Source organism: Novosphingobium sp. BL-S-24 (genome assembly GCF_055521575.1).
Window position 1 is genome coordinate 2,391,332 of record NZ_CM145488.1, and the last position, 15,416, is coordinate 2,406,747.

The following is a 15,416-nucleotide window of genomic DNA, read 5'->3' on the forward strand; positions in this document are numbered from 1 at the left end:
CAGAATGCACAAGAACGGTGTCGATCGGCCGATCATCGCGCTGACCGGCGCGACGGGTTTTGTCGGGCAGATGGTCCTGCAGACGGCGCTCGACGCAGGTTACTCGGTCCGTGCGCTGACCCGTCGAGCGCAGCCGGAGCGCAAAGGCGTCGACTGGGTCGGCGGTGATCTGGCCGATACCTCCGGGCTGATCGAATTGACGCGCGGGGTCGAGGCCGTGATCCATGTCGCAGGCGTGGTCAACGCGCCCGATGCCGCCGGGTTCGAAGCCGGCAATGTCACCGGCACTCTCAATCTGATCGAGACGATGGTGACCAAGGGCATCCCTAGGCTGGTTCACGTCTCCTCGCTCTCGGCGCGCGAGCCCGACCTGTCGGCCTATGGCGCTTCGAAGGCCAAGGCCGAGAAATTCGTCATGGCCAGCCCCCTTGAGTGGACCATCGTGCGCCCCCCGGCGATTTATGGTCCGCGTGACAAAGAAATGCTCGACCTGTTCCGGGCCGCCCGGTGGGGAGTGATGCCGATGCCCAAGGACGGGCGGGCATCGATGATCCATGTCGAGGACCTTGCGCGCCTGTTGGTGGCGCTGGTTCCGGGCGATGGAACGGGCGGCGGCGAAGTTGTGGACGGCGTGACCGGGCGGGTGTTCGAGCCGGACGACGGCAAGCCGCAGGGGTGGGATCACTTCGAAACCGCGCTGGCGATCGGTTGGGCCATGCGCAAGCGCCCGAAGGTGATCGGCCTATCACGCGCGATGCTGGAGCGGGCGGCAAAGATCGATCATTTCTTTCGCGGCACCCGGGCCAAGATGACACTCGATCGCGCGGCCTATTTCAGCCACCCGGACTGGGTCGTGTCGGCCCAGGCCGCGGTCCCGGCAACACTATGGCGGCCACGTATCGAGACGCGGGAAGGGCTGACCGCGACCGCGCAATGGTACCGCGAACAGAAGTGGCTCTGACTTGGCTATAAAACGACCCTCGACATGGAGTATCGATCCCTACTTGCTGCTTTTGATCGGCATGGTCGGGCTGGCGTCGATACTGCCGGCGCGGGGAATTTGGGCCGACATAGCAGGTGGTGCCGCCGATGCGGCTATCGCGTTGCTGTTCTTCCTGCATGGGGCAAAGCTGTCTCGTGAGGCGATCCTTGATGGTGCCCGCGCCTGGAAGCTTCATGCCTGCGTCGCGGCGCTGACCTTCCTGCTATTCCCGCTCATCGGGCTGGCGGTGAGGGCCATACCGGGCCTAGAGCCATCGCTCGCGACCGGCCTCCTGTTCCTGACGTTGCTGCCATCCACGGTGCAATCGTCGATCGCGTTTACCGCAATTGCCGGGGGCAACGTCGCAGCTGCAGTATGCAGTGCATCGTTCTCCAATCTGGCGGGGATCTTCGTGACGCCGGCTCTGTCGGCTTTGCTGATTACCGGGCAGGCGCAAGGATTTTCGACCGATCCGATCATCACTATTTCGTTGCAACTGCTCCTCCCGTTTCTGGTCGGGCATCTGCTGCGCCCTTGGATCGGCGGCTTTATCGGTCGGCACAAGCCGTTGGTGGGCTATGCCGATCGCGGATCGATCCTGCTCGTGGTCTACACCGCGTTCGGCGCGGCCGTCGTAGAGGGATTGTGGCAGACCGTAACGGCAGGCGAACTGGCGCTGATCGCGGGGCTTTCGCTGGCGATGCTGGCGGCGATCATGATCTGCGCGATGCTTGTCGGAAAGATTGGCGGCTTTTCACGCGAAGATCGTATCGTGCTGTTGTTCTGTGGATCGAAGAAGAGCCTCGCGACGGGGGTGCCGTTGGCTGGGGTGCTCTTTCCGGCCGCACAGGTCGGCGCGATCATCCTGCCGCTGATGTTCTTTCATCAGATCCAGTTGATGGTCTGCGCCGTGCTCGCACGCCGCTACGCCGAGCAGAAACAGGCTGCATCAGAATAGCGGCCATGCCTTCCAGATGCTGAACACGCTGGTCGAGATCAGGACGATCGAGACGGCAATCAGCAGCACGCGCGGCTTCATCCGCTTGGCAAAAAGCGCGCCGAACGGGGCGGCCACGACGCCGCCGATGATCAGGCCCACCGTCGCGCTGGTGAACGCGGCCAGTCCGATCGTCGCGATGAATGCAGTCGAGATCGAGGCGGTCAGGAGGAACTCGGCGGTGTTGACGGTGCCGATCGTCTTTGCAGGCTCTCCGCCTTGGACGAGCAGGTTGCTGGTGACGACCGGGCCCCAGCCGCCGCCTCCCGCTGCGTCTAGGAAGCCGCCTGCCAATGCCAAAGGCGCGGTGTAGCTGGGATCCTCGAAGCGCGGCTTGCGCATGCGAAGCGCCCGAATGAACAGGTAAATGCCGATGCCCGTGAGATAGAGCATGACGAACGGACGCGCGACCGAAGCGTCGATATTCGAAAGCACATAGGCTCCCGTAACGCCGCCGACGATACCCGCCGGTACTAGTCTGACGAACAGGCCCCAGTCGACATTACGGTGGAAGATGTGGCTCAGACCAGAGGTTCCGGTCGTGAACAGTTCAACCAGGTGAACGCTGGCCGAAGCCGCAGCCGGTGCGACGCCGACCACGCTTACGAGAAGCGTCTGGGTGATGACGCCGAATGCCATCCCGAGTGCGCCATCGACGATCTGCGCAGCGAACCCGATGGCAATGAAAGGTGCAATCTCGGCAAGCAGGTGCGGCAGATCGGCTACTAGCGACTCGAGCATTCATGGTCCTCCCGTGGCGGGGTTGGAGCAATTCGACATAAAGCGGGCCGGGATAGTGCATGCCAATATGCATTCCCGGACCAGCAATCGCGATCAAGAGAGCATCCATCGCGTAGATGTGCGTTGGACATGTCCGGCGAACCGGTTGAGTTTGCAGTCATTTGCTGGAAAATCGCTGACGATGCAAATCGCCAGTTCAGTTTGTGAACCGACGGCGTTCCGTAACATCCACCTGCATCAGTTTCCCGTCGTGGACCGTCAGCTGGATCACGCCGAAGCGAAGGCGCTGCAAGGCATCAATGACGTGCTCAATGCCTTCGTTGAGCGAGGATGGATCGCCCGACGGCGCTTCGTTCGTCCTGGCAATGCGCATGATGCATCTCCTTTCGCCGCCGAGCGGACTGCTCGGGCGTCCCTCAGCCCTATTGTCGATCTTAATGATTGACAATAGGGCTGAGGGTAAAGGTTTCCTTTCAATCCTCGAAGTCTCGTTGATCCGGCGGCAAGTCCGAAAGTGGTTCCTCAAGGCCGGCTGCGGCCGGGACCAACTGGATGGGATCGGACAGTCGGACGCCGTCGAGCAAACTGGCTGTCGCATCGCGGACCTGGAGCATCAGCGCACGCGTCCGGCAGTCCTTTTCCTCCACACAATTCTTGCAGGTTTCGTGAGCGAACCTGCTTGCGCACGGAACGAGCGCCAGCGAACCGCGCATGATGCGGATGAGGTCGCCATACGTGATGTCGACCGGCGGCACCCCTAGCCAGTATCCTCCATCCTTTCCTCGCTGCGAAGCGACGATGCCAAATCGCGACAGTTCCGAGAGGATCACGGTGAGAAACTTGGCGGGAATGTTCTGCTTTTCGGCAATCTGCGTCAACTGAATGGGGCCATGCCCATAGTTGTCGGCCAAGTGCTGGATCGCCCGGATCGCATACCGGGTCTTTTGCGAAAGCATCGGTGCAATTCTCGCCAAGAGTGAAGGGCCACTTGGCCCCTGAAAGCCGGATGCGTCAACCCGTGAGGGGGCGGTTTCAATCAGGCTCGACGGGCGATCGATCCCATCCATGCGTTTCCGTCATGATCCACGGTACAGGATTGCCCGCCGCGTCGAGGGCCGGACGGAACCTGAAGCGCTGAGTAACCAGCATGCACGTTCTGGCATCGAGGGAGGGACGTCCGCTGGATACCAGAATACGGCAATCGCTGACGCGGCCGTCGATGCCCACGCGGTATCGCATCTTCAGATCCGCCCCCGCTTTTTCTTCTCGCAGATCAGGGGGCAGGTCCGAGAAGTGCAAGCGACCCTTGATCTGGCGAGGGTAGGTCACGGCGATGGCATTATCATCGCCAGACCCATTGCCGAGGCCGTTGCCTCCGCCGCCCCGACCGCTGCCCTCCCCTCCCGCTCCTCTGCCGCCTCCCAGACGATCTGCCGCTCCGCTCTGCGCAGCAGCGCCGGTGTCGGCGTATGGGGCGGCAAAGACCGGTGGAGGATTGACCAGCGGGGGCGTGATGAGCGGGGGCGCCACGATCCGCGTCGCCTGATTGCGCAAATTGGCGGGGGAGGGCGTGCCCTTCGATGCAGATGTCGTGTCCTTGATCCTTGGCGGAGGCGGTTTTTCGCGCAGGATGGAAGAAAGCGTTACGGTGGCGAGAACATTCTGGCGCGGGGCTCGCACTCCCTGCGCTGCAAGGCCGAGGATAAGCGCGCCGATCCCGCCCGCTACTACGAGGAGCGACACGACGGCGGAAAACACACGATTACCGTGGCTTGTGTACAAGGCTCTGAATCCTCCAGCCATTCAACCGCCGTGCTGGCTCCAAAGTTTCTGCCGCCGCGCAGTAGGAACCGATCCGTCTTTCAACCCCTCGGCCGCAAGATTGCGACGAACCGAATTCGCACGTTACGGAACCTTGCTGGATTCGGAATGTTTAATGGTACAATCTGCACTCATCGGAGACGGTACAATGACGCTTCTTCTCATTCTGGTAGTCGGTGGCATCATCGGCTGGCTCGCTTCGATCCTTATGCGCACGGACGCTCAGCAAGGTATCTTCCTGAACATTGTCGTGGGCATTGTCGGCGCGTTGATCGCCGGTTTCATCGTTACCCCGCTCATCGGCGGCGCGCCGATCACCAGCGGTTCGTTCGATATTATGTCGCTGTTCGCTTCGTTCCTGGGCGCCGTCGTGCTCCTGGCGATCGTAAACCTTTTCCGTCGCGGCTCGGTGCGCTAAGCCACACGGCCGGGGTCCGGTAATTCGGACCCCGCGGGGAGGGCGGCGTGCTCTCCTTTTAAAATCGCGCCATATCGACAACAGGGAATAAGGATTTCTCGACATGAAAGCCATCACCATGCCGCGTCTCGCCATGATCGCGGTCGCTTCGGCCTCGCTGGGCCTCGCCGCTTGCAACAGCCCCCAGGAAGAAGCCACCGACAAGGCGGCTGACGCTGTAGAGGCACAGTCTGAAGCTGCAGCCGATGCGCTTGAGAACCAGGCCGACGCAACCACCGGTGCTGCCGAAGACGCGCTTGAAGCAAAGGCTGACGCTGTCGAGAATTCCGGCGAAGCCAAGGCTGACGCCATGAAGGACGCAGCCGACAAGGCTAACTAAGACCTTTTCAAGGTCGTATCGTCAGTCGCCCGCTCCCCTTGCGGGGTGGTTGACGGTGGCGAGAGAGGATGGCGGTAACCCCGCCATCCTTTTCGTGTGTCTGCGACATGCGTAATGCAGCCGTGGGGCTGTTAAATTTTCTGAATTAGCCGGCCATACCTATCTGACGCTTGAATTGTCGCGCGATAGGACAGACATAAGCCAGCGAGTTCTTTGGCGATCCGCGTACGTGCCATCGCCGTATTTAGCCTTCGATAACTGAACAGGAACGATCACCATGACCATTTCCCTCATGCCGCTTCCCTACGCCCATGATGCGTTGGAACCGCACATTTCGTCGAAGACGCTCGAAATCCACCACGGTGCTCACCACAAGACGTACGTGGACAAGCTGAACGCCGCGATCGAAGGCACGGGTGAAGCCAGCAAGTCGGTGGAGGAAATCACCAAGTCGGCATCGGGCCCCAAGTTCAACAACGCGGCGCAGATCTGGAACCACGGCTTCTACTGGCATTCGATGAGCCCAGAAAAGACCGAGCCGAGCGAAAGCCTCGCCACCGCGATCAAGAATGATTTCGGCTCGATGGATGCGCTGCTCGAAGCGCTGTCGAATGAAGCGGTGAACCATTTCGCCAGCGGTTGGGCATGGCTGGTCGTCGAAGGTGGCAAGCTGAAGGTCATCTCGACCCACGACGCCGGCTGCCCGATTACCACCGATGCAAACCCGCTGATCACGATCGACGTGTGGGAACATGCTTACTACATCGACCAGATGAACAAGCGTCCTGCTTACGTGAAGGCAGTGCTTGAGAACCTGATCAACTGGAAGTTCGCGTCGGACAACTTCGATCGCGGAACCGCGTGGACCTACCCCGCGTAAATACCGCCATCCTTATGGTAAGAAAAAGCCCCCGTTTCCGGCAAGGGAAGCGGGGGCTTTTCGATAAGTATCATCACAATAGTGTGGTGGGTGCCTCGATTATCCGGTACGGCGAGCTTTGACCTGCAGTGGATCGGCCTCGCCATCCAGCAGCTTCGCAAGATCTGCACGCGCGCGGGCAACACGGCTTTTCATCGTGCCGATAGGGCAACCGGCAATCTCCGCAGCCTCTTCGTAACTGAAGCCGGAAGCGCCAACGAGCAGCACCGCCTCGCGCCGTTCAGGCGCAAGCTTCTGAAGAGCCGTCTCCATGTCCCCAAGATGAAGCGGACCTTCCTGATCGGCGTCCATCACCAACAGGCGTTCCGCCACCCCTTCATCCAAGTCAGTTTGCCGCCGCGACCGCCGCAGTTCCGAAAGATAATGATTGCGCAGGATGGCGAACGTCCAAGCCCGCATGTTTGTGCCCGCCTGATAGCGTTCACGCGCAGTCCAGGCCTTGATCGCCGCTTCCTGCACCAGATCGTCGGCGAAATCGGATCGGCCTGAAAGTCCGCGCGCGAATGCGCGCAAGTGGGGAAGAACGGAAAGCAATTCCTTGCGGAACCCTTCGTCGGCTGGGGAGACCTTTGTCCGTTCAGACATCATCGCTGTCATCCAGCTTCTTCAGGAGATCCTTGAAGCTGTCCGGCAGCGGTTCTTCCACTACGGAGTTATAGAGCTTCCTCAACCCCCCGGCCCAGCCGGGCTCCCCGTCCTTGCGGACTTCAGGCGGTAGGCCTGGCATTGTGCCAGGGTCACCACGTCCATTGGGCTGACTCAACACGAACTCCCTTTCACCGAGGTGCGCTTGCCTCGAGACCGAATGTACGGTCATCCCCGGCGCGCTCACTCAACCTTCGGCGGAGGAACCGCTGGCCGGGCACTTCTCGGGTATCGTCCTGTCTGCAAGCCGAGCGGACGTCGTTTGCTCATGGAACAATCCACGTGAAGCATGGTTCCCCTGAGCAGAAACTGTGGCATAGCACGGTTAGTTTGTGACCACTAATGACCATTTCGTGTCGGCTGGAGTACGGGAAATTGCTGGGTGATTGACCAGGCTCTGCTCGACAGGGTGGAGAAGCAGGCGTGGTTTCACAAATACCCACGCGGCTGGCCGTTCCTGTTATTCCTGATCGCAAGCATAACGACGGCTGTCTCTGTCATGGCGATCGAGCGGGCGGACCGGCAGACCCGCGCTGTCGAGCTTGATCGCAACCTTACCGAAATTTCATCCGCGCTGCAGAGGCGCGTCACGGAGAACGTGGCGCTGCTACGGGCTGGGAGCGCGCTATTTTCGACGCAAGCGGATGTCTCGCCGCAGCAATTCCGGGAGTTTGCGCAGGATCTCCAAGGGGATGGCACGCTATACGGCTCGCTGGGTATGGGTTGGGTTCCCTTGGTGCCTACCGAGCAGTTGGAGGGGTTCGAGGACACGATCCGCGCCTCCGGGCGAGCCGACTTCGCTGTATTCCCACGGCCGAACCAAGGCCAAGACTTTGTGGCGCCGGTATTTTATCTGCAACCGCTGAGCGATGCCAATCGGCGATCGATCGCTTATGACATGTATTCCGATCCTGACCGACGCAAGGCAATGGAGCGCGCGGTCGCCCGCAGAGGTCCGGCGGCATCCGAGCTGATCCGACTTATCCAGGACCAGGAAGATGAGCGAAGAGCCAAAGCAGCGGGCTTTATCATCTACATGCCCGTGTTCGGTGATCGGGGTCGTGGAAAATCAGTGACGGGCTTCGTATTCAGCCCGTTCCGCGCCCAGGCTTTTCTGACGTCGGCCAGCGAACTCTATCGCAATGACACGATCGATGTGGCCATTTACGATGATCATGTCGCGCCGGATACTCTTCTGGCCGAGCAACGTGCCGACGGACCCAATGGGCCGGCCATAGAACGGCGTATTGACGTGGCGGGCCAATCGTGGGTGGTCCAGGTGAGCGATCGCCGGGCCGGCGCGCTGTCCACCTTGTCGCGGATCACGCTGTTTTTCGGCGCCGTCGCCTCGTTAATGGTGATGGCGATCGGGCGGCTCATCACCCGTCGTTCGGCAGAGGACCGGGTCGTTCTTGAATGGCTGACCAGCCAGGCATCGATCCGTAATTCGCTGACGCGTGAACTCAATCACCGGGTCAAGAATACGCTCGCCAACGTGCTGTCGATCGCTGCGCTGACCCGCCGACGATCAACGAGCATCGATGACTTCACGGACAGCCTCACCGCGCGGATCCGGGCTTTGTCGGCCACGCACGATTTGTTGTCGCAATCCGACTGGGGGCATGCGGCGTTGGGCGACATCGTGCGCTCCGAACTGGCGCCCTATATGGAGGGGCACGAAAGCTTCGTCGCTACGTCAGGGCCGGCCATCAAGCTGGCGCCGAACGATGCGATGTCCTTGGGTCTCGCAATCCATGAACTGGCGACCAACGCCGCCAAGTATGGCGCGCTCAGTAATTCGGAAGGGCGCGTTCACGTCCACTGGCAGTTGATAACTGCCGATCTGGCCCAGGTGCATTGGCGCGAAGAAGGTGGACCGCCGGTATCGGAACCGGTGAAGCGTGGCTTTGGCCGCGACCTGATCGAGAAAATCGTCGCCCATGAACTCAAGTCGGAAGTGGATTTGCGCTTCAATCCCGGCGGCGTCGAGTGCCGGTTTAAAGTGCCGGTGCGCGCATCAAAAGAATTCGTTTTACGGAACGAGCGACGCTAATTCCACCGCGCGTTATGGATTACTTAATTTCCGGGATCGTATCTTGCCTGCAATATTGGGGCAGGCACGATATGGACGCACGTAACTGGTCGAGAGTGATCGTAGAGAAGGAAGTGGCTGTCGGCCTTGCTGGAAAGCAGGTCCGAGGGTTCTTGTATGATCTGTGCGAAGGCGGCTGCATGATCGAGATAGCGGCGCTTGACGGGCTTCCGGACAACCGCCTGTCCATCGAATTGTACGACCGCGAAACAGTCGCCGGCGATATTGTGTGGCAAGTGGGCCATTGCGCAGGCGTGCGCTTTGATGCGCCGATTCATGACGCTGTGGTTCGCCACATCGGTTTCGTGCCGCCACCGGTCCCGATCGAAAGCCGCGAGCCGCGCGATCGGTTCGGACGAATCCTGCCGCCAATCGATGCGGGCGGCCGCTGTCGTCGCTGAATGCGAAACTGCCGCCCCTGCACGGGCAGGAGCGGCAGTTTTCGTCTGGACTGAAGATCAGCTTAGTGGCTTGCTCGAATTGAAGAACAACGCCTGGCTGATGGCCGCTCGTACGGTCGCTTCCTGGAAAGGCTTGGTTACCAGGTAGGTAGGTTCGGGACGCTCGCCAGTAAGCAGGCGCTCAGGGTAGGCCGTGATGAAGATCACCGGCACGTCACCGAACTTGAGCAGATCCTCCACCGCATCGATGCCCGAGCTTCCGTCGGCGAGCTGGATGTCGGCAAGGACCAGGCCTGCCGGATCACGCTCGAAGATATCCACCGCCTGGGCATGAGTGGCCGCAGTGCCCACAACCGTATGGCCCAGATCGGTGACGAGGCCTTCCAACTGCATGGAGATCAGCGGCTCGTCTTCGATGATGAGGACGCGCGTCGCGCTTTCCCCTTCGATTTCGCGGATCGCCTGAGCGACAAGGCCATCCACTTCCTGAACCGACATGTCGAGGATCTGCGCGGTTTCCTCGCGCGAGAATTCCTCAACTGTAGTCAGCAGCAGCGCCTGGCGATGAATCGGGGCGATAGTGGCGAGCCGTTCCTGCGCGGCTTGCTCGTGCATGCCGCCATCACCGTCCCGCCCGGGTTCGTCGACATGGCCGGTCGCCCAGATGCGGGTAAACGCGCCGTATAGCGCGGCGCGGCTGCGAGCGATGGCTTCACGCAGGGCGCGGTCCGCCAAGGCTGCTTCAAGGGTAGCGCGAACGTAAGCATCGCCCGAATGCTGCGAACCCGTTAGCGCGCGCGCGTAGCGGCGCAGGTAGGGCAGCTGTATGGCGATCTGATCAGAGACGGACATTCATGTTCCTCAGGCCTTTGGGTGTTCATTCCCGATTGCACGTCGATGGGCGCCCTTGCGCCTAAGGCCGGTGTCGTTTGTCTGACTCCGTACAGCGTATAGGGCAACTGGAAAATTTTTCGCGGCAAACCGCATTTTCAGGAACCAACAAAGGGGCATCACGTTCCCCCATTGTCACCACTGGCTCCCCCACCCCCCCCCCGCAAACCGGTGGTGACCCGATCCCGAGGCCTTCGTTTACCAACTGGTGGACGGAGGCCTCAAAGATTCTGGGCGCTGGTTGTTCCACCAAAGATGAAAATTTCAGCGCGAATGACGACTTTTGTTCAGTGGCGTTAGGCCAGGAGATACAAATGTCGCGAAGTGGGGAACTAACTGCGACAAACTCTGTTTCTATGCCGACAGGTTTCTATGGAGGGTAACGCATGTCGGCTACGATCGAAGCTAGTGTCGAAGGGGAAACCCAGCCCGAAAAGACCGCGCTTAGCGACCGCGACTTCCGCCGCGCTCTGTCTGAAGTAGCGCCCCACCTTCGTGCCTTTGCTCGTGGCCTCTGCGGCTGCCGTGATCGTGCTGACGATCTCGCTCAGGAAGCGATGCTCCGCGCGTGGGCTGCTCGCGAACGGTATGCGGCAGGCACCAACTTCAAGGCATGGACGTTCACCATCCTGCGCAACCATTTCTATTCCGAAGCACGTCGTGCCCGCTTCCATGGTGAGTATGACGAACTGGCGGCTGAGCGCATTCTTCGCGCAGAAGCCAGCCAGGAAAGCGCTGTCGAGCTGGCGGATGTGCTCCGCGCTCTGACCGCCATTCCTGATAGCTATCGGGAAGCGCTGGTGCTGGTCGCTGCCGGCAACCTTTCCTATGAAGAGATCGCGGACATCTGCGGTATCGCGCTTGGGACGGTGAAAAGCCGCATCTGCCGTGCCCGCGCCATGCTTTCGAAGATCATCGAATCGGGGCAGCTGCCTGACTTCCGGCACAACTTCGTGCTCGGCGGCGAAGCGATCGACGCCTTCTTCGCAGAGCTGACGAAGGTCGCCAACGTGGATCAAAGCCGCAAACTGCTGGCAGCCTGATAGTAGCAGGACGATCACGGAAGATTCGATCTTGGTTGATCCGTTACCCAGCCCAGGAAAAATCCTCATCGTCGAGGATGAATTCCTTGTAGCGCTGCAGTTGGAAGATATCCTGTTTGATGGGGGCCATGCGGTAGTAGGCACGGTCCCCGACAGGGCTTCACTCGCCTCGCTTGGCGAAGCGCCGGATGTCGCGCTGGTTGATTTGAATTTGAGAGATGGTCTGACCGGTCCAGCTATCGCACGCGATCTCGCCGGGCGTTTCGGCTCTCGGGTGATCTACGTCACCGCGAATCCCGGACAAATCGATACTCCGGCGACGACCGCTATCGGGATCGTTCAAAAGCCGTTTTCTCGCCAGGCCATCCTGGCGGCAATTACTTATGCGCTCACGGATTGCCCGCAGGCGGTTCGTCCGCCTGAGTTGGAACAGCTTCGATTGACGGTCGGCGCAGACGATTAGGAGAGGGGCCAAAGAGCCCGGGTCGCGAGAAAATAGGATGGCGACCTGAGAAAACGGTAACGGCGTGTCCCGCCAGTTGCACCTCAAATATAAGCGCCGTTGCGAATATCGCAGCGGCGCTTTTCATTTGCTGTATCCAAGATTTTGGAATGTCCTCACCGTGAGAAAGGGCGCGATGACCAAGTCACCGCGCCCCCGCTTGCTCGCGCAAGTCCGAGAGGGTGTCAGACCGCGCCGAGCGCGTGCTCTCCTGCTTCGCCGGGCTGGATCGGCTTACCCGTCATCAGCTTGAAGGCACCTTTCAGGCCGAGGTCGGATGTCCACACTTCACCGTCCTCGATATCGAAGCGCAGCATGACGACCGACGGGTCCTGCTTCCCATTCGGGAACCAGGCCTCGACCGCGTTATTCCACTGCTTCTCGCGGATGGCGGTGTCGGTTTCTTCAACCAGATTGCCGCTAATGCAGGCGAAAACGTCATGTCCCTTCGTTGCGACCTGACCCATGGCCTTACCACCGCTACCAATGCGATTGTCGCGCTTGGCGAAGAACCAGACCGCGTGATGCGCATCCTTGTCCAGTTGCGCCGTCATTGGTTCGGCATGGCCTGATGCGCCCTCCAGCTTCATCATGATGAACGGGCTGGTCTGAAAAGATTTCCAGAAAGTTTCGCGAACGTCCTGATCCATGGCTCTTCTCCTTGATTTTAATTCCGCTTTTCAACGCGCCGTGCGGGAGAGCGTTCCCTTGGGATCGCCTCCCGCGCAGAACCCAGCCGGTTATTCGCGTGCGTCGCCCGGCAGTTCCTTTTCGGCGTTCGCCAGTTCCTTGGGCTTGCGCTTCTCGAATATCGCAGCCAGCTTCGCTTCGGTTTCGCTCGACAGGGCCTTGGCGGCGGTGGGGAACATCTCTTCCTCTTCCTCGTCGATGTGATGCAGATAGCGGTGGCGCATCTCTTTGAACTTGGTCAGCCAGGACGAGGATGCCATGTCCATTTCGTACAGCTCGCCAAGATAGTCATCGATCTCCTTGTGCTCGGAAACTGAGTGGCGCGCCTCGTCGCGAAGGTCCGGTTCGCCCAGCATCGTCGCGTAAAGCGATTCCTCCTCGGCGGCGGCGTGCGCCTGCAATTCCTTGCGCAGGGTCTCGAACAGTTCGCGCCGATCATCGCTGTTGCCTTTGGTTTCGCCCAACTGCTCCAGCAGGGCGCGGTGCTTGTCGTGGTCGGCTTTCAGGTCTGCGAAGATTTTTGCGTCGGCCATGGTGAACTCCTGAGGATTTTTCGTTTCTTTCACCATGCAACGGCCCGCGTGGCGCAGGGTTTCACGGACCTCCGACAACTTCGCTTCGGCTGGCGCGTTACGATCACGCAAGGTTTTGAACGGAAAGCGCAAAGAATATGCAGCGCCTGAAATTTGCCGACGACGCGGCGCCGGGGATCATCCGCAAGCAAGTTCGCGGCACCAAGTGGGCCTACTTCGATGCAGAGGGCAACCGCATCAAGGATCGCGACGAGATTGATCGCCTGAATCGCATCGCCATGCCACCTGCCTACGTGAACTGTTGGTTTTCGGCCGATCCCCATGTTCATTTGCTGGCGACGGGCGTCGATGCGCGGGGCCGCAAGCAGTATCGCTACCACCCGGACTGGCGCATGAGCCGTGAGGCGATGAAGTTCGACCTGTGCCCCCAGTTCGGAGAGGCGCTGCCGGGTTTGCGATCGCGCGTGGCGGACGATCTGGGCGGGCGAAAGCTGGTGCGGGAGAGGGCCATCGCTTCAGTCATCGCGCTGCTGGATACCGGCGCGATCAGGGTCGGCAACGAGCATTACGCCAAGACCAACAAGAGCTTTGGGGCCACGACGTTGCGGGTTCGCCACGCCAAGATCGAGCGGGGCACGCTGAGGCTGCGGTTCAAGGGAAAGTCCGGGAAACTGCAGGAGATCGACTGCGACGATCCGGGCCTCGTGCGATGCGTGCGCAAGATGCAGGACCTGCCGGGCCAGCACTTGTTCCAGTATCTGGATGACGATGGTACTGCAGTGCCCGTTCATAGCCATGACGTGAACGAGTATCTGGCCGAGACGATGGGTGAAGGCTTTACGGCCAAACACTTCCGTACCTGGGCAGCCAGTACGCTGGGGTTTTCGATGCTCTACGCGCAGCCGGGCGTCAGCCTGCGCGCGATGCTGGAAGAAGTGTCGCAGTGCCTTGGCAACACCCCGGCGATCGCGCGCAAGTCCTACGTCCATCCGGCGGTGATCGCGGCGGCGAAGGGGGACAAAGGCGCGCCCACAATCCCGGAGAGCCTGCCGCGCAGCACCCGCTGGATGACGCGGGAAGAGCGCGGGTTGCTCAGGTTCCTTGAAACGGCGTGATGGTCGGTCAATCAGGCTTGCGATAAGGGCCGAGGCTGGCGATCATCGCGACGACGCCGACCAGCGCCAGACCCGAGCAGGCGAGCGCCAGATCAGCGTTCCCCGTGCTGTCGACCGCCCAGCCGAACAGCGGCGGCCCAAAAGCTGCGCCCAGGCTGAACAGGCCCAGGATCGCGCCATAGGTCGCGCCGTAATTGCCGAGCGAGGCGTAGCGGCTGGTGAAATACGCCAGCATGTCCACTTCCGCGCCAGCGGCCAGTCCCAGCATCAGCGCGGCCGGGATGGCCGGGCCGTTGAAATAGAGGATGGCGCAGGCGATCACCGGCGAAGTCAGGAACAGGCAGGCGACATTCGGGGCGTGGAAGCGATCGAACAGCCATCCCACCACCAGGCGGGCCACCAGGACCGCGACTCCGACCAGTGCGGCCATCCGCGCCGCCGTCGCCGCTGGCACACCGCGATCGACCAGCATCGGCACCAGATGGACGATCAGCGCCGCGACAATGACTCCCAACAGAAAGCCGATCACGGCCAGCTTGACGGTGGCGGCGGTTATCTCGATCCGGCCGCGCTGCGCCTTCGGGGAATCGGACGGGGCGCGGGGTGTCTCTGAGCGTCCGGTCAGCAGGCTGACGGGGATGCCGATCACTGCCACGATCGCGGCCATGACGAGCAGACCGGTCCGCCAGCCTTGCGCAGCGATCACCGGTCCGAGAAGGGCGGGCGACAGCATCGCCGCAGTGCCGGTTCCCATTAGCATCAGGCCCAGCGCTAGCCCGCGGCCATGGTCGAAGCGCAGCGATACCACGCGGGCCCAGATCGCCGGGGTCGTCCCGCAACCGGCCAGCGAGACGAGCAGCCACAACGCATACCAGGCGATCAGCGACGGGCCGGTCTGGGCCAGCGCGACCAGAGCTACCGGCGTCGCGAGATAGCTGGCAATGGCGATCCGCCGATTGCCGAAGCGATCCGCCAGCCGACCGACCAGCGGCGCGGAAAGGAATATGCCCAGTTGCTGGAACGTCGCTGCGCCAGACACTTCCGCGCGGGACCAGCCGAACTCCGCCTGCAGCGGAGTCACGAACAGGCCGAGCGAGTAGAAGCCGATGCCCATCATGCCCACTCCGATCGCCAAGGCGGCGGCGAGGACGGTGGGCCAGCCTGCGGACAATTCGCGGCGCGCGTCGATCGATGAATGGGTCATGCCGCCCTGCTGCCACGAAGCG

At 61.2% G+C, this 15,416-nt stretch carries 20 protein-coding genes; 10 read left to right on the plus strand and 10 right to left on the minus strand.

The annotated features are described in order from the left end of the window. Positions 1-4: 4 nt before the first annotated feature. A complete protein-coding gene (locus ACZ1JM_RS16850; RefSeq protein WP_465133501.1) occupies positions 5-961 on the plus strand; it encodes an NAD-dependent epimerase/dehydratase family protein in 957 nt (318 codons plus the stop codon). A 43-nt stretch (positions 962-1,004) separates the two neighbouring features. Beyond that, on the plus strand, positions 1,005-1,940 hold the full coding sequence (locus ACZ1JM_RS16855; RefSeq protein ID WP_465133502.1) for a bile acid:sodium symporter family protein: 936 nt from the start codon (positions 1,005-1,007) through the stop codon (positions 1,938-1,940). On the opposite strand, the gene ACZ1JM_RS16860 is transcribed toward ACZ1JM_RS16855, so the two are convergent. From ACZ1JM_RS16860 to ACZ1JM_RS16875, 4 genes are all read right to left on the minus strand, one after another. Then, entirely contained in the window at positions 1,932-2,720 is a 789-nt protein-coding gene (locus ACZ1JM_RS16860; RefSeq protein WP_465133503.1) for a sulfite exporter TauE/SafE family protein, read from the minus strand. The two genes, ACZ1JM_RS16855 and ACZ1JM_RS16860, sit on opposite strands and share 9 nt — an antisense overlap. Before the next feature lie 196 nt (positions 2,721-2,916). Further along, on the minus strand, positions 2,917-3,093 hold the full coding sequence (locus tag ACZ1JM_RS16865; protein ID WP_465133504.1) for a YezD family protein: 177 nt from the start codon (positions 3,091-3,093) through the stop codon (positions 2,917-2,919). A gap of 100 nt (positions 3,094-3,193) precedes the next feature. Then, on the minus strand, positions 3,194-3,676 hold the full coding sequence (locus ACZ1JM_RS16870) for an RrF2 family transcriptional regulator (protein ID WP_465133505.1): 483 nt from the start codon (positions 3,674-3,676) through the stop codon (positions 3,194-3,196). Between the two features lie 76 nt (positions 3,677-3,752). Then, on the minus strand, positions 3,753-4,502 hold the full coding sequence (locus tag ACZ1JM_RS16875) for an energy transducer TonB (protein ID WP_465133506.1): 750 nt from the start codon (positions 4,500-4,502) through the stop codon (positions 3,753-3,755). Between the two features lie 187 nt (positions 4,503-4,689). Between ACZ1JM_RS16875 and ACZ1JM_RS16880 the strand changes: the two genes are divergently transcribed. The 3 genes from ACZ1JM_RS16880 (at position 4,690) to ACZ1JM_RS16890 (ending at position 6,218) form a co-directional block, all read left to right on the plus strand. After that, entirely contained in the window at positions 4,690-4,959 is a 270-nt protein-coding gene (locus ACZ1JM_RS16880) for a GlsB/YeaQ/YmgE family stress response membrane protein (RefSeq protein WP_465133507.1), read from the plus strand. A 103-nt stretch (positions 4,960-5,062) separates the two neighbouring features. After that, positions 5,063-5,338 carry a hypothetical protein gene (locus ACZ1JM_RS16885; protein ID WP_465133508.1) on the plus strand — a complete coding sequence of 92 codons (276 nt, stop codon included), beginning with the start codon at positions 5,063-5,065 and terminating at the stop codon, positions 5,336-5,338. Positions 5,339-5,615: 277 nt separating this feature from the next. Further along, a complete protein-coding gene (locus ACZ1JM_RS16890) occupies positions 5,616-6,218 on the plus strand; it encodes a superoxide dismutase (RefSeq protein ID WP_465133509.1) in 603 nt (200 codons plus the stop codon). 99 nt (positions 6,219-6,317) lie between these two features. Here ACZ1JM_RS16890 and ACZ1JM_RS16895 read toward each other — a convergent pair whose 3' ends face one another. Further along, positions 6,318-6,863: a sigma-70 family RNA polymerase sigma factor gene (locus tag ACZ1JM_RS16895; RefSeq protein WP_465135117.1), complete on the minus strand. Its 546-nt coding sequence runs from the start codon at positions 6,861-6,863 to the stop codon at positions 6,318-6,320. Further along, positions 6,856-7,005, minus strand: a complete 150-nt coding sequence (locus ACZ1JM_RS16900) for a NepR family anti-sigma factor (RefSeq protein WP_465133510.1) — start codon at positions 7,003-7,005, stop codon at positions 6,856-6,858. Before ACZ1JM_RS16900 ends, ACZ1JM_RS16895 begins: the two co-directional genes overlap by 8 nt. Before the next feature lie 300 nt (positions 7,006-7,305). Here ACZ1JM_RS16900 and ACZ1JM_RS16905 point away from each other — a divergent pair, with 300 nt between their 5' ends. Then, positions 7,306-8,976, plus strand: coding sequence for a CHASE domain-containing protein (locus tag ACZ1JM_RS16905; RefSeq protein ID WP_465133511.1), 1,671 nt, complete (start codon positions 7,306-7,308; stop codon positions 8,974-8,976). Between the two features lie 71 nt (positions 8,977-9,047). Then, on the plus strand, positions 9,048-9,416 hold the full coding sequence (locus tag ACZ1JM_RS16910) for a PilZ domain-containing protein (protein WP_465133512.1): 369 nt from the start codon (positions 9,048-9,050) through the stop codon (positions 9,414-9,416). Between the two features lie 57 nt (positions 9,417-9,473). On the opposite strand, the gene ACZ1JM_RS16915 is transcribed toward ACZ1JM_RS16910, so the two are convergent. Further along, complete coding sequence (locus ACZ1JM_RS16915; RefSeq protein ID WP_465133513.1) at positions 9,474-10,268, minus strand: response regulator; 795 nt, start codon at positions 10,266-10,268, stop codon at positions 9,474-9,476. Between the two features lie 425 nt (positions 10,269-10,693). Between ACZ1JM_RS16915 and ACZ1JM_RS16920 the strand changes: the two genes are divergently transcribed. Together ACZ1JM_RS16920 and ACZ1JM_RS16925 are read left to right on the plus strand one after the other, a co-directional pair. Next, positions 10,694-11,350, plus strand: a complete 657-nt coding sequence (locus ACZ1JM_RS16920; RefSeq protein ID WP_465133514.1) for a sigma-70 family RNA polymerase sigma factor — start codon at positions 10,694-10,696, stop codon at positions 11,348-11,350. Between the two features lie 31 nt (positions 11,351-11,381). Next, complete coding sequence (locus ACZ1JM_RS16925) at positions 11,382-11,813, plus strand: response regulator (protein ID WP_465133515.1); 432 nt, start codon at positions 11,382-11,384, stop codon at positions 11,811-11,813. Positions 11,814-12,037: 224 nt separating this feature from the next. Here ACZ1JM_RS16925 and ACZ1JM_RS16930 read toward each other — a convergent pair whose 3' ends face one another. Both ACZ1JM_RS16930 and ACZ1JM_RS16935 read right to left on the minus strand, forming a co-directional pair. Then, complete coding sequence (locus ACZ1JM_RS16930) at positions 12,038-12,502, minus strand: pyridoxamine 5'-phosphate oxidase family protein (RefSeq protein WP_465133516.1); 465 nt, start codon at positions 12,500-12,502, stop codon at positions 12,038-12,040. Between the two features lie 90 nt (positions 12,503-12,592). Continuing rightward, positions 12,593-13,075, minus strand: coding sequence for a hemerythrin domain-containing protein (locus tag ACZ1JM_RS16935; protein ID WP_465133517.1), 483 nt, complete (start codon positions 13,073-13,075; stop codon positions 12,593-12,595). 137 nt (positions 13,076-13,212) lie between these two features. Here ACZ1JM_RS16935 and ACZ1JM_RS16940 point away from each other — a divergent pair, with 137 nt between their 5' ends. Further along, entirely contained in the window at positions 13,213-14,190 is a 978-nt protein-coding gene (locus tag ACZ1JM_RS16940) for a DNA topoisomerase IB (protein WP_465133518.1), read from the plus strand. A gap of 7 nt (positions 14,191-14,197) precedes the next feature. On the opposite strand, the gene ACZ1JM_RS16945 is transcribed toward ACZ1JM_RS16940, so the two are convergent. After that, positions 14,198-15,394: an MFS transporter gene (locus ACZ1JM_RS16945; protein ID WP_465133519.1), complete on the minus strand. Its 1,197-nt coding sequence runs from the start codon at positions 15,392-15,394 to the stop codon at positions 14,198-14,200. Positions 15,395-15,416: the final 22 nt, after the last annotated feature.

Excerpts from the sequence above, each read along its gene's own strand:
- ACZ1JM_RS16850 (WP_465133501.1), top strand. The coding sequence starts at position 5 with ATGCACAAGAACGGTGTCGATCGGCCGATCATCGCGCTGACCGGCGCG.
- ACZ1JM_RS16860 (WP_465133503.1), bottom strand. The coding sequence starts at position 2,720 with ATGCTCGAGTCGCTAGTAGCCGATCTGCCGCACCTGCTTGCCGAGATT.
- ACZ1JM_RS16865 (WP_465133504.1), bottom strand. The coding sequence starts at position 3,093 with ATGCGCATTGCCAGGACGAACGAAGCGCCGTCGGGCGATCCATCCTCG.
- ACZ1JM_RS16870 (WP_465133505.1), bottom strand. The coding sequence starts at position 3,676 with ATGCTTTCGCAAAAGACCCGGTATGCGATCCGGGCGATCCAGCACTTG.
- ACZ1JM_RS16880 (WP_465133507.1), top strand. The coding sequence starts at position 4,690 with ATGACGCTTCTTCTCATTCTGGTAGTCGGTGGCATCATCGGCTGGCTC.
- ACZ1JM_RS16885 (WP_465133508.1), top strand. The coding sequence starts at position 5,063 with ATGAAAGCCATCACCATGCCGCGTCTCGCCATGATCGCGGTCGCTTCG.
- ACZ1JM_RS16890 (WP_465133509.1), top strand. The coding sequence starts at position 5,616 with ATGACCATTTCCCTCATGCCGCTTCCCTACGCCCATGATGCGTTGGAA.
- ACZ1JM_RS16895 (WP_465135117.1), bottom strand. The coding sequence starts at position 6,863 with ATGTCTGAACGGACAAAGGTCTCCCCAGCCGACGAAGGGTTCCGCAAG.
- ACZ1JM_RS16900 (WP_465133510.1), bottom strand. The coding sequence starts at position 7,005 with ATGCCAGGCCTACCGCCTGAAGTCCGCAAGGACGGGGAGCCCGGCTGG.
- ACZ1JM_RS16910 (WP_465133512.1), top strand. The coding sequence starts at position 9,048 with ATGGACGCACGTAACTGGTCGAGAGTGATCGTAGAGAAGGAAGTGGCT.
- ACZ1JM_RS16915 (WP_465133513.1), bottom strand. The coding sequence starts at position 10,268 with ATGTCCGTCTCTGATCAGATCGCCATACAGCTGCCCTACCTGCGCCGC.
- ACZ1JM_RS16920 (WP_465133514.1), top strand. The coding sequence starts at position 10,694 with ATGTCGGCTACGATCGAAGCTAGTGTCGAAGGGGAAACCCAGCCCGAA.
- ACZ1JM_RS16930 (WP_465133516.1), bottom strand. The coding sequence starts at position 12,502 with ATGGATCAGGACGTTCGCGAAACTTTCTGGAAATCTTTTCAGACCAGC.
- ACZ1JM_RS16935 (WP_465133517.1), bottom strand. The coding sequence starts at position 13,075 with ATGGCCGACGCAAAAATCTTCGCAGACCTGAAAGCCGACCACGACAAG.
- ACZ1JM_RS16940 (WP_465133518.1), top strand. The coding sequence starts at position 13,213 with ATGCAGCGCCTGAAATTTGCCGACGACGCGGCGCCGGGGATCATCCGC.
- ACZ1JM_RS16945 (WP_465133519.1), bottom strand. The coding sequence starts at position 15,394 with ATGACCCATTCATCGATCGACGCGCGCCGCGAATTGTCCGCAGGCTGG.